The 13,385-nt window shown below is 43.9% G+C and carries 10 protein-coding genes and 1 other annotated feature; all 10 genes read right to left on the reverse strand.

Translation table 11 applies throughout. The features are described 5' to 3' along the window. Positions 1-362: 362 nt before the first annotated feature. On the reverse strand, positions 363-737 hold the full coding sequence (gene rplL, locus RUMTOR_RS07940; RefSeq protein ID WP_004846905.1) for a 50S ribosomal protein L7/L12: 375 nt from the start codon (positions 735-737) through the stop codon (positions 363-365). A 108-nt stretch (positions 738-845) separates the two neighbouring features. Then, positions 846-1,376 carry a 50S ribosomal protein L10 gene (gene rplJ / locus RUMTOR_RS07945; protein WP_044998142.1) on the reverse strand — a complete coding sequence of 177 codons (531 nt, stop codon included), beginning with the start codon at positions 1,374-1,376 and terminating at the stop codon, positions 846-848. A 132-nt stretch (positions 1,377-1,508) separates the two neighbouring features. Further along, positions 1,509-1,651 (reverse strand) — a sequence feature (ribosomal protein L10 leader region). 8 nt (positions 1,652-1,659) lie between these two features. Beyond that, the gene (locus RUMTOR_RS07950) at positions 1,660-2,415 is read right to left on the reverse strand and encodes a hypothetical protein (RefSeq protein ID WP_242647697.1); all 756 of its coding nucleotides are present in this window, start codon (positions 2,413-2,415) and stop codon (positions 1,660-1,662) included. Positions 2,416-2,459: 44 nt separating this feature from the next. After that, entirely contained in the window at positions 2,460-2,597 is a 138-nt protein-coding gene (locus RUMTOR_RS13310) for a hypothetical protein (RefSeq protein WP_207634935.1), read from the reverse strand. Positions 2,598-2,864: 267 nt separating this feature from the next. After that, a complete protein-coding gene (locus RUMTOR_RS07960; protein WP_009243039.1) occupies positions 2,865-7,874 on the reverse strand; it encodes a discoidin domain-containing protein in 5,010 nt (1,669 codons plus the stop codon). Positions 7,875-8,176: 302 nt separating this feature from the next. Next, entirely contained in the window at positions 8,177-9,418 is a 1,242-nt protein-coding gene (gene hflX, locus RUMTOR_RS07965; RefSeq protein ID WP_004846915.1) for a GTPase HflX, read from the reverse strand. Positions 9,419-9,571: 153 nt separating this feature from the next. Then, the gene (locus tag RUMTOR_RS07970; RefSeq protein WP_009243041.1) at positions 9,572-10,156 is read right to left on the reverse strand and encodes a tetratricopeptide repeat protein; all 585 of its coding nucleotides are present in this window, start codon (positions 10,154-10,156) and stop codon (positions 9,572-9,574) included. 7 nt (positions 10,157-10,163) lie between these two features. Next, the gene (locus RUMTOR_RS07975; protein WP_004846917.1) at positions 10,164-12,029 is read right to left on the reverse strand and encodes a heavy metal translocating P-type ATPase; all 1,866 of its coding nucleotides are present in this window, start codon (positions 12,027-12,029) and stop codon (positions 10,164-10,166) included. Positions 12,030-12,133: 104 nt separating this feature from the next. Beyond that, a complete protein-coding gene (locus RUMTOR_RS07980; RefSeq protein WP_004846919.1) occupies positions 12,134-12,499 on the reverse strand; it encodes an ArsR/SmtB family transcription factor in 366 nt (121 codons plus the stop codon). A 100-nt stretch (positions 12,500-12,599) separates the two neighbouring features. Then, on the reverse strand, positions 12,600-13,319 hold the full coding sequence (locus tag RUMTOR_RS07985) for a GTP pyrophosphokinase (RefSeq protein ID WP_004846925.1): 720 nt from the start codon (positions 13,317-13,319) through the stop codon (positions 12,600-12,602). Between the last annotated feature and the right edge of the window lie 66 nt (positions 13,320-13,385).

Below are 13,385 nucleotides of genomic sequence, written 5' to 3' on the forward strand. Positions count from 1 at the left end.
AATTATTCCCGTTATCGTGGCAGTCGCCAAAACACCGTATAAACAGAGATTTTGGCACGTTGCTTCGCGTAAATGAAAAGAGCCTTGTAATAGTAATAACGCTTCTAATACGGCATACCTTTCCATAATAGTGCATTTTTAACTATAACACAAAGCTCTTTTCGTTGTCAATAACATTTCCCATTTTTTTCTTGACATTTTTCTTCATATATGATATTATGCGTCACTTTTCGACAAACGGCGATGTTTAACGTAAACGCACAACAAAGACAAAAGAACCGCAGAAGCATTTTATCTTCTGCGGTTGATTTTCTTAAGACCGTCTTACTTAAAGACGTTCATAAAGTTATCGGAAACTCCGATTATTTCATGCTAACTTCTGCACCTTCTGCCTCAAGTTTAGCTTTGATCTCCTCAGCCTCTGCTTTGGAAACACCCTCTTTGAGTGTCTTCGGAGCGTTGTCAACAAGCTCTTTTGCTTCTTTCAGTCCAAGACCTGTGATCTCGCGAACTGCTTTGATAACTTTAACTTTGGAAGCTCCTGCAGATACGAGTTCTACGTCAAACTCATCTTTTTCTTCTGCTGCTGCGCCACCGTCTGCTGCTGCTGCAACTACAACGCCTGCTGCTGCAGATACACCAAACTCTTCTTCACATGCTTTTACTAATTCATTTAACTCTAATACTGATAACTCTTTGATCGCTTCGATCATTTCAGCTGTTGTCATTTTAGCCATTTTTGATATCCTCCATTTTTAAATTTACTCTGCCGGACTCTTCTTCTGATCTCCGGTTCAGATTTTGTTCCTTTTTACATTGCGCCGCATATCCGGCACATCTGTATTTTACTCCTCTGCTGCCGCTTCTTCGGCCGGAGCCTCTGTTGTTGCCTCGCCGTCTTTCTCAGCGATCTGTTTAATAACACGAGCAAAGTTTGTAATCGGTGACTGCAAGCTTCCGAGCAATTTGGAGAGAAGTACCTCTCTTGACGGAATCTTAGCCAGTTCATTCAATCCGGCTACATCATATACAGTTCCTTCAATTACACCGGCTTTCATCTCAAGTTTGTCTGCTGTCTTAGCAAACTCTGCAAGAATTCTGGCCGGAGCTGTCGCATCTTCCTTAGATACGCAAAGTGCGCTCGGTCCTTCTAAATACTCATCCAGACCCGCGAACTCTGTTCCTTCAAATGCTCTCTTCATCATTGTGTTCTTACATACTTTGTAAGTAACGCCGGCTTCTCTGAGCTTTTTACGAAGCTCTGTATCCTGTGCTACTGTAAGTCCACGGTAGTCAACGATAACTACAGACTGAGCATCTTTGATGTCTTCTGCGATAGCTGCTACGATCGGTTGTTTTAATTCAACTTTTGCCACGTCCAGGTGCACCTCCTTATAGATTTTAAATGACTGCGTCCTGAGACCTTCAATCATCGGAAGCGCCGAAAGGCACGTCCCGGGATTGCAGGCGATTACCAACATCCCGGGCAACCCCGAACTTTGGCTCGTCGCCTATACAAAAAACCTCTGCGACAGAAGACACAGAGGTTTACAAATGTTCTTTTTAAAAAGAATTCGTATCTTCCTCGGCAGGCGTTCTCAACCTTATGCCTAACGGCACCTGCTGTCTTCGGCAGTCAATTACTTTTATAAAATATCACTACTCATCCAAATTGTCAAGCACTTTTTTCACATATTGTTCCGCTTCACCTTCCGATAAAGAAAACTCTTCCTCATTATATTCCGTCAAAATCATATCGATTACCTCCGACCGATTTTTACGAAGTATTTCAGACAAAATTCCCTGACGGATGCAAGTGTCTACCACCTCTTCAAACGGAAGTTCTCCTGACATCTGCTGACGGATCATTACGACAAACCGGGAATATTCCCGCAGTGTCACACACTTTTCCATAAGTTCTCTGTTGTGACCAAAATTAATATTCAGCACAACCGCTTTACATTCAAGCGCCGGCGGCACTTCTTTTCCCGTCTTAACAAACAAGTCGCTTAGTTTCAGTTCCTGTCGTTCCGGCTCTTGTTTCGTTCCGTTATAAAAAACAATATACTGCGGGAACGGGATATGTAAAGGAACGTTCATATAGAGCTTTTGTTTCACATCTTCGATCCGTTCCCGGTAAAGCGACGCAAAGTAAAACAATCCTCTCAGCGGCAGATTTGGACTATATGAACTTTGATGTTCATATAAATTCATCACATCACCGATAATAAAGGACAAGTCATTCTTCATTCCCATGTACACAACATCTTCAATCGTTGTGATCGTCAGTTCATCGGGATTCGTATACGCGCTGTCATTAACCACGTTATACAGCTCCGGAAGTTCCTTTTTATCTCGAAAAATAATACGGAAAACCCTGTCTTTATACTTCCTGTGTATTCTTTTATTTTTCAACCGATTTCCTCCTTCATTGTAGCAAACATAATTATATGAAGCAATCAAAAATACGCGCTTTCCTCAGCGCCTTTATCCCTTTTTCTTTTCTCATGTTTTTTTACAAATTTGATTTTCACTGCAGCGACTGCCGCAAGATTATTAGAATTCAACGAAATAAAACCGGTTCTTTTTCTTCCCACATTCTCAGAAAACTGAATTTGTGATAAAAGAATAACACATCTTCTATTTTTGCACAAATATTTTATCTTTTTTCAATGACAGAATTCCTGTCATTAATTCACCATTACAAAATCTGTATCTGGGAGATGTCTGTATCTTATTTCGATTGTACGAACTACTATTTCGATATCGGAAGATCTGATATGGGATTACTCATACACAAAAGGCGATGCTTTACACGCACCGCCTTTTGTATTTCATACAGCATCTTACGAATCAGATGTTTTTTATTTCACTCTTTTTCTTCTAAAGAATGTTACTACAGCGATTCCACCTGCTGCCAGAAGAACTGTCAGATATCCTGCGATATTTGCGCTGTCTCCTGTGACAACCGCTGTGCTGCCAACGTTTCCGCCGTTTCCGCCCGGTGTCGGATTCGGCTGCGTCTTAGGAACAAGACCTTTATAAGCTGCTTCCAGAGCCGCTTTCGCCGCATTCACATCATCTTGTGTCGCATTCGGATTTGCAAGGATCTTTTCTGCTTCTGCACGGGCTTTATCAAATGCCGCCCAGCTTTCTGCTGTGTACCCGTCCGATTTAATGTCTTTATACGCTTCATAAAGATTCTTCAGTCCGCTTACATCTGCAGCGCCCGGGTCTGGATCCGGTGTCGGGTCTGGATCCGGCTTCGTTTCCTCTTTCTTGAGTGATTTAAACGCTTTTTCAAGATTCTCCGCCGCTTTATCCACTTTTTCCTGTGTTGCTTTTTCATTTGCAAGAACCGTTTCCGCCTCTGTACGTGCTTCAGCAAATGCCGTCCAACTTTCTGCTGTATACCCGTCTGCTTTGATACCTTTATATTTATTATAAAGCTCCTGCAGTTTGCTCTTATCCACTTTGCCCGGTTCTGGATCTGAAGTTACCTTGTCCTCTAAAATGAGAGATGTCATTGCTTTTGATAATTCTCTCTTCATGATTTCCACATCATTCGCATCTGCATTTTCCGCAGACGCCAATTCTTCTGCCTCTGCAATCTTGTTCTGAAGCGCATCCCATGATTCTTTTGTAAATCCTTCATTCTTGATTGCTTTTGCCTCGGTGATCACAGCAGTCAAACCTTCAATATCTGCCGGAACGTCGGCCTGATGCAGTTTTAATTCTGCCGCAGCGCCATTGTTATTTGCCGCCTCCAGATAAACCAGACGCACATGTTTCGTAGTAACTTTGTTAAAATCAATTACTTTTGTATCCGCATTATTTTTCAATGTGCCTTCTGCATGCTTCGTATAATTTGTTCCGTCATTGCTGATCTGAATCTCATACTTAGTCACATTTCCGTTTGTTCCTGTCTGACGCGGCACATAAGTAAGTCCGTCAACCGCCATTGGTTCTTCCATTTCAAGATCGATCCAATGGGGCATAGTTGTGATATCCCACTTTGAATGCCAGATTGTGTTTGTGTCTCCATCCAGCGCTTTATCCGGCGCAGATCCGTTATCCTGATGCGAGGATGCTGTCGCCGTAAGTTTTGCATTATCTACATAGTTGACATTTCTTTCTTCAACCAGTGTCAGACCTGCCAGAGCATCTGCCAGCATTTTCTCATAACCGTCTACCGTACTCTGCATTTCTTCCGGCAGTCCGGTACGAATCTGCGAAAGCACGTACTCAAGCCATGCCGCCGATTCTTCTGTAAACGGAGAAAGATCCGACGGGATTGTCTTCTTGAGCGTTTCAATTCTGCTGTAGTCCGCTTCTTTGTAATCGCTGTCGTCTAAAACTGCTTTTATCTCTGCCGCCAAGTCATTGATTGCCGACGCGTCAGGATTATAAGCTGCAAATATCGCCTCTGCCTCTTTTACAAGCTGGGCAAGTTGTGCATTTTCCGTTTTTCCGATTACCTGATTTGCAGTAAGCACTGCGTAATCAAGCGGCATTGTAGACGCAAAATCAGCATTCGTTCCAAGGCGGACGTCGTCCACGTAACCTGTGAACGCATTCTTAGTACTTCCGATTCTTTCGATCGGGAACATCGTTGTCGCAAGCAGCGGTCTTCCCTCTACCCGTTCATCGTCTCCAAGTACGTCTCTTAACTCTCCGTTGACATAGAGATATGTCTTATTCTGCTCATTTTTAAATTCCAGTTCTACCCATTCATTGACAGGCAGTTTATAGTTAAAGGAATAATCATGATTTTCTCTTGTGAAACCAACCTTTCCGGTTTCTTTTTGAACTGCTTTGATCGTTCCGTAGCTGCTTTCAAAGAGAATCTGTTCTTCGTCGCCGTCTGTTGTCCTCTTTACTTTTACGCGCAAATCATTTCCAAGTCCTGCCGTCGCAAGATCTGTACTTACATAGCTTTCTTTGCCTTCGAGCTTCAGCGCGTTTCTTCCGTCTACGCTTTCGATAGCGGCATTCTTTCCTTCTTTAAGATCCTGTCCGCTGCCGGAAGCATCTTTCATATTATCCATCGGATAATGAACTGCCGCGCCTTCTTCGTTTTTCTCTGTCTCGTATGTAAAGTTTGTCCGCGGAGCTGTTCCAAGCGCCGCATAATCTTCTTTTGCCGCGCTTAAGTCTTTATTTCCTTTTCCCCACAGCTTTGCGCCAAACAATGCGATCTCATTGTCGATACGATCATATACGTCATATTCGCTGACACCGTTTTCCAGATAGTCTGTCATGTCGTTCCATACCGCAATAGCGCCGCCGATCATCTGTTTATCTCCTGCCGGAATTGTCACTCCGCCGATAGAGTTGATTGCCAGATTATATAATGTATCTTCATTCAGATAATCATAGTAATAGCCGGCATTCGGAACAATGTAGTAATTTCCGTCGTTGCAGTTGATCAAATCGTAACCCTGCTCGTACATCTTGTCCATATTTGCCCAGCCAAAGTTCCACAGGTTCATCTGCACGCCTTCGCTGCGCACCGAAGTTTCTCCCTTGATCGTGGAAAGACTTCCCCAGATACGCGGCGTACGTCCGCTGTCCTGCACATACTTAAGCATGTCGTCCGCAAACTTTCTGTATGCTTCCGGCGCCGCCGTATATTCATCCGCGCCGACATGTACGACCGTATCTTTATCGAATACCGGATCGGACAGATCTTTTCCCATATATTCATTGAAAATACTCTGTACGAATTCCAGACTTTCATCATATTTTTCTTTCAGCGCAAGATGATCGTTGTCTCTTCCGTATGTACCGTGACGCAGATCCGGTCTTACCTTTGTCAAAGCAAGAGAATGTGCCGGCGTATCGATCTCCGGTACAATATCCACTCCGTATACCCTTGATTCCTGAATCAGGTTTCGGAACTCGTCTTTTGTATAGAATACGTCTTTACTCGTCAGATCCGCCTTATACAGACCGTCTTTTCCGCCTTCTTTAATATCAGATTCCAGACGGAATGCAGAATATGCCTGCATCGGATCTTCTCCGATCTGGGAATAGTGCTCCAGCGGGATCAGGTTATCGTTCAGATGGATCTGGAAGTCGTTCATCTTATACCATGACATCTGTTTTACCGTATCTTCCAGCCAGTCCATTGTAAACGTCTTACGTCCGACATCCAAAATGAATCCGCGCACTTTATAAAGCGGGTAGTCTCTTGCAACACCCTGCGGAATATTTCCGTTCGCTTTCAGGCTCTGTAAAATCGTTCTTGTTGCCCAGAATGCTCCTGTTGTTGTCTCCGCTTCTACCGCAGTCTTTTCATCTACCGTCATAAGGTAGCCTTCCTCCTGCAGTCCCTTTCCTTCTTTTGTCAGCGCAAAGAAAAAGTCGCCTGCATTCGCCGAATCTGCAGTTACTACAGGGAGCGTCTGTCCCATAATTGCCTCATAATCTTTTGCAAATGCATCTGCCATTTCCTGAAGTTCTGCATCTTTAATGACAATACGGCTTCCCGCATTCGGAGCAAACGTTCCGGCATTTCCCTTCCATTCTCTGATTTCCGGCAAAACGTCCGGCGCTGCGTTATCTCCTTCTTTCGTTTCATATTCTCCCGGAACTGTTACCGGAATTTCCTTGAAACGATAAGAGCCGTTTTCTTTATTCTCGATTTTAAAGGAAACTTTCACTGTCGTATCTACAACCGGCTGATAAAGATTCAAATCCGCATCTACAACCTGTTCATAATCCGTTCCGTTATATGTTACCTTTTCCGTTTTTGTTTCTTCCGGAATATGGACTGTCAGCTTCTTATCACCCTTTTTCGGAGTATCAACCGAGATTCCTTCCTCGATATCTACCTTAGGCTCGCCGCCGTATACTTCCATTTCATAAATCGAGATCGAATTCCAGCTTGCCCCTTCATTATCAGGATCATTCTTTGTAAATGAATTGATGTACAAGCGCACATATCTTGCTTTCTCAACTTTATCCAACACGATTGCATCTTTCAATGCCTTCGGACGATCCTGTACGTGCTTCACATCTTTCCAATCGGATTCCGCCGGCGCTTCTGCCGTGTTTGCGATCTGGATCTTATAGTCCGTCGCTTTTCTTGTTTCCCAGAAAATACAGACTGTTTTTACATCCATTTCTTTTCCGAGATCGACATAAATCCAGTGCGGGGCGTCCGCTACCGCGCTACTCCATCTTGAGCTTCGATCTTTTGTGTTGCCGTCAAACGCTTTCGCCGCGATCAAACTATTATCTTCTGTAGAATCTGCTGCTGCCGTTTTTTTCAGAGCCACGTTTTCTTCCGGGTCTTGCGGTTTTTCCGGAGTTGTCTCTTCTTTATCACGGATCTCAAATTCGCGAATCGAAACGCTGTCAAAAGCTCCTGTTTTCAACGACTCCACCGTCAGCTTCACGTATCGGTAACTTACCGGTTTTTCCAGCGTTACCACTGTATCCTGCGGAAAACCTTCCGCCTGTTTATCCTCCGACTGATGGATCAAAGTCCACTTTGAATTGTCGTTAGAACCTTCGATTTTGAACTTCCCGATCAACTGTTTTCCTACGGTAACTCCTGTACCGCCTTCACTTAAGATGCGGAACTGCGTAAAGGACTTTTGTTCTCCCAAGTCCACTTGCAGCCATCCCGGGGCCGCACCTTCAGAAGACCACCGCGTTTCATCGTTGCCGTCAACTGCCTTTGACGCGCTCATATCATTACCGTTTTGATTGTACTGGGCATTTGCAGTCGCCTGACATCCCAAAGCCAGATTCACCGCCTTGTCCTCTGCCCCTTCCGCAAGAGAAAGCATCCCATTTGACAAGACGCAGCTTGCGCATAATGATACCGCCAATAGTCTTTTGAATGACTTTTTCACGTTATGCATTGCTTCCTTGTTCCTCCTTTTCATAACTTTTTCTCGGAAATAATCCCCTGATTTCCTCATAATACAAGAAAAAAGGCAATCCCTGCTTTACCAACCATATAATCAGTTAAAAAGGTCTTGCCTGCTCTGTACAGCAATACTCTGTCACATATTTTCTTGTATCATCTAAATAATGTTACCAATTTTCAACAAAAATGTCAAATTATTTTCCGCTTTTTGCACCACTTTCCCTACCGGTTTCATTACTATCTTACAGCTTTAAAACTATCGTTCCCTCATATTTCCCCCTTTATTTTTGGTAATTATATACAAACCTTCCCATAAATATCTTTCGGAACGTACGCTTTCACTTCAATCCCTTCCGGAACATACTTCTCCGACAAAAGTTGTCCACGACTTCGGATAAGCTGAATTTTCGATGCTTCCGAGAAATCATACAAACGCTCCACATAGATCTGTTCTCTTCGTACGATCTCGAGAAGCGCCTTTTTTAGTTCTGCAAGACCTTCTCCTGTTTTTGCCGAAGCCGGAATTGAATATTCCGCCTGAAAATCCCGATAGCTGCCTGCCGACTCGAGTTTATCCTGCTTATTAAAAAGTGTGATCACCGGTCGGTCTGCCGCTCCAAGCTGACGCAATGTATCGTAAACGACATGCATTTGCTCATCCATTTGCGGATTAGACGCATCTACCACATGAATAATAATGTCCGCATACTTCGCTTCTTCTAACGTACTTTTAAACGCTTCCACAAGGTGATGAGGCAGTTTTCTTATAAAACCGACCGTATCTGTAACTAATATTTCCTGCGTATTATCGAGAACAAGAGAGCGGGTTGTAGTATCTAATGTAGAAAACAGCATGGCGTCTTCTAAAATGCCGGCATTTGTCAGCGCATTTTCTATACTGCTCTTTCCCGCCGATGTATATCCTACTAAAGCCGCCACCTTTAATCCCGACTGTTTTCTCTGTGTCCGTATTAATTCCCGATGCTTTTCCACGTCTTTTAGTTCTTTTTTCAGTCTGCTGATCCGTTCTCTGATCAAACGCCTGTCCATCTCCAGCTTTTTTTCTCCCGGACCTCTCGTTCCGATCCCCCCGCCGAGACGGGATAAAGATCTGCCAAGCCCCGCCAGTCTTGACGCTCTGTATCGAAGCTGAGCAAGCTCCACCTGGATCTTTCCTTCTCCCGATACTGCCCGCGCCGCAAAAATATCAAGGATCAAAAGCGTCCTGTCTATAATTTTACATGACAGTTCTTCTTCAAGGTTGCCTAATTGTGCGCTCGTCAGCTCATCGTCGCAAATAATCCCCGTCGCGTCAGTCTCCCATATAAGATCTTTGAGTTCCGTCAATTTGCCTTTCCCGATATATGTTCCCGGATGCGCGCTCTCTCTTGGCTGGATCAGCCTGCCGACTACAGCCGCTTTTGCAGTTTTCGCCAATTCCGAAAGTTCGTCAAGCGAACGGTTTGCCGCATCTTCATTTCCCGTATCGATTCCGACGAGGATCACCCTCTCGTCGATTTGCTCCATCTCATACATATTATTTCTCCGAATTTTCTTTTATGAGAATTTTCCCTTCACAAAGATTTTCCCTCCACATAGATTTTCCCTCCACATAGATTTTCCCTTTACGTAGATTTTCCTTTCACGAAAAATTCCCTTTCATGAGAACTTTCTTTTGCCAAACGGTGTTTATCTCGTTTCCAAAAACTCGGCTTCTCTTTCCATCGCCGTATCTTCCGGATATTCGATCAGATACTCGGACGCTTTTTGCTTCGCGTTTTCCCAATCAGCCAGTTTTTCATAACAGACAACTTCGTTATATCTCATCTCCTGAATCATTTCAGCAGAATCTTTTCCATTTTCCGAATTCTTCTCTTCTTCACCTGACATATCTGTTTCCGCCATGGCAAGACCCGCCTGTATATATTCAAGAGCCGCCTCGTAATCCTCTGTCTTCATTGCACAAATACCCATCAGATTATAGATCTGAGTCGTCTGTACTACTCCTGTGTCAACAGCTTTTTTAAACGCATCGAGAGCCGAGCTATACTCCTCCTGCTCATAATATGTCATCGCAAGTCCCCGATACCCCTCTGCCGATTTCTTCTTATCCTTTTCTTCAGTCAGTTTTTCAAACTGTGCCTGCGCCTCTTTATAATCTCCTGCCTCCAATGCCTCTACACCTGATTTCGCACTGTTTGCACAGCCTGATGCCACAGTCGGCACAGCCATACAAAGAACTGCCGCCAACACGATCTGTTTTTTGATTTTCACGATTCGTTTACACCCCCGATTCCGGATACTTCATCATCCAAAATGAATTCAAAATATTAATTACCATCACAACCATGTCTGCTATAATAGCGCTTTGCATCGTCACAAGACCGAAAAACGCAAGTATGACTAAAAATACTTTCATACCGATCGCAAACAATACATTTCCCCGTACAGACCGGATCGTTCCTTTTGCGATCCGCACCGCATTTATAATCTTCGACGGCTCATCTTCCATAAGGATAATGTCCGCCGCCTCAAGCGCGGCATCCGCGCCGAGACCGCCCATCGCGATGCCGATGTCTGCAAGCGCCAAAACAGGCGCGTCATTCATTCCATCTCCTACAAACGCCAATTTTTCATTTTCCATGCGGTCATTGCAAAACTCTTCCAGAAGCTGCACTTTATCTTCCGGCATCAGCTCCGCATAAACGCTGTCGATTTTCAGCTCTGCCGCCACTTTTTCCGCCGTACGCTCGTTATCTCCGGTCAGCATAACCGTTCCCATATTTTTCTTTCGCATCCAGCGCATCAGTTTTCCCGTATCTTTACGAATCGTATCCGCAATCAATATGTATCCCGCATACTTTCCGTCAACAGCCACATGAACGGCAGTTCCGTCTTTTTCCGTCTGTGCGTAGAGGATTCCTTCCCGGTTCATCAGCCTTGTGTTCCCGGCATAAACTTCCAGTCCGTCCACAAACGCATGAACACCGTACCCCGGTTCTTCTTTCACATCTTTGATCCGCGTACTTTCAGCCGGCTTTCCATAAGCTTCCGCAAGAGACAGCGCCACCGGATGCTTTGAATAACTTTCCGCCAAAGCCGCAAGCTCCAACAGTCTTTCCTTTTCAAACTTATACGGAACAATATCTTTCACATGAAATACGCCTTCCGTCAGTGTTCCCGTTTTATCAAAAACATATGTGTCTACCCGGATCAGATCTTCCAAAACAGCTCCGCTTTTTATCAGAACGCCCTGCTTTGAAGCAGATCCTATCCCGCCCAAAAACGCAAGCGGTATAGAAACCATCAACCCGCACGGACATGCCGCCACAAGAATGATCAATCCTCTGTATATCCACTCAGCCTTCGCCTCCACAAACATCATAGGCGGGAGAATGACAGTTAAAAGCGCGATCAAAATAACGATCGGCGTATAATATTTTGTGAATTTATCTACAAAATGTACGCTCTCCGATTTGTTTTCATTTGCGCTTTCTACAAGCCGCATAATCTTCGCCGCAGTAGAATCATTGTACAGTTTCTCAACTCTGGCTTCCAACACGCTGTTCAGATTGATGCTTCCGCTGAACAGCCTGTCTCCGATCCGCACAGTGACAGGATCCGGTTCTCCTGTCAGCGCTTTCATATCAACTGTTCCCGTTCCGCTTGTCACAACCGCATCAACCGGGATCTTGTCTCCCGGATGCAGTACGATCGTCTGTCTCAAATTCAGCTCCTGCGGCGGAACAATCTTTTCTGTGTTTCCGATTTTCAGGTTCGCATATTCCGGACGAATATCAATAAATTTCGCAATAGATTTTTTCGTCCTGCTCAGAGAGATTTCTTCTACAAGTTTTCCGACCTGATAAAAGAGCATCGCCGCAACGGCTTCTTTGTAACGTCCTACAAAAAATGCTCCTACAGTCGCTATGATCATCAGTAAGTTTTCATCCAGAAACTGCTTTTTCAAAAATTTCTCTGCCTGCTCTTTATAAATACTGATCGCCGATACAATATACGGCAGTAAAAACAAAAGCATCTCCGCCTTTGATTTCATCTTTGCCTGCATGCTTATTAAGAATGCCAGCAAATATAAAACAAGACCGATACCGATCTCCAATTCCCTTTTTCTGGTTTCTCTCGTCATCCCTTTTTCCCTTTTCCGTCAACTTTTCCCTGTTCGTCAGCTTCCCCTTGTTCGTCGGCTTTCTCCTGTTTGCCGGCTTTCCCTGCCCGCCGGCTTTTCTTTTATTACTCTTGTATATGTTCCATTCCCTGATTAATAATCGTTTTAATGTGCCCGTCTGCAAGAGAATAGAATACTGTCTTTCCTTCCCTTCTGTTTTTCACGAGCTTCATCTGTTTCAAAATGCGGAGCTGATGAGAGATCGCCGACTGAGTCATATTCAGCGTCTTTGCCAGATCGCACACGCACATCTCCGAATGAAACAACACGCTTAACAATTTCAGTCTCGTCACATCTCCGAACACTTTAAAAAATTCCGCAAGATCATTCAGCTCTCTTTCTGCCGGAATGTGTTCCTTTACTTTTTTTACTACATCTTCATGAACATGTATAAAATCGCAGCGTTCTATTTCTGTTTTTTCTTCCTGCATTCGTCTTTTCCCTCCAAATATACAGTATAACGAAAAGAGGCAAAAGCATCAATATCTTTTGCCCCCAAAGCTTAAAACTTAAGATTACTTAAGATTTTCTTTACTGTTTTCTTCTTTCGCCGATCACATTGTCAAACACATCTTCCATACTTTCTTTTCTCTGATCGTCTCTGATCATGCAGGCCTGAATCGCCTCATTCAAAGAGAGCATCTTGTCGTCAAGTTCCGACACCATCTTCGCACACTCTTTCAATTCTCTGCTTATATAATCAGGCGCATTCCCTTCAAACTTATAATAAATCTTATGTTCCAAACTCGCCCAAAAATCCATCGCTATCGTTCGGATCTGGATTTCCACTTTTGTATCGACTACGCTGTCGGAAAGAAAGATCGGAACGGATACAAGCATATGATAACTTTTATAACCGCTTTCTTTTGGATTTTTAATATAATCTTTGATCGAAAGAACTTTCAGATCGCTTTGATTGCCGATCATCTCCGCCAAACGGTAAATATCAGATGTAAAGGAACAAATAAGACGTACCCCCGCAATGTCATTGATATAGCGTACCATGTTCTCGATCGACGTCTCATGGCCATACCGCCTTAATTTCTTCACAATGCTTTCCGGCGTCTTTATCCTTGTCTTTATATGCTCGATCGGATTATATTGATGTACATGCTGAAATTCGTCATTCAAAATCTCCAGCTTTGTTCCTACTTCTTTCAGCGCTGCGTTATACAGAAAAATGATCGTCTTCCAGCTATCGACATCCTCATAGCTTTTCAGCGCAGCTTCTACTTGTTGTTCACTCGTCATTTCAGACTGCCTCCGCCAGTTATTTTACTTTTTCATTCTAACATAAATCCTAAGGCATGTCATAGA

Origin of the sequence: [Ruminococcus] torques ATCC 27756 (genome assembly GCF_000153925.1) — a bacterium.
Classification (GTDB): Bacteria; Bacillota; Clostridia; order Lachnospirales; family Lachnospiraceae; genus Mediterraneibacter; species Mediterraneibacter torques.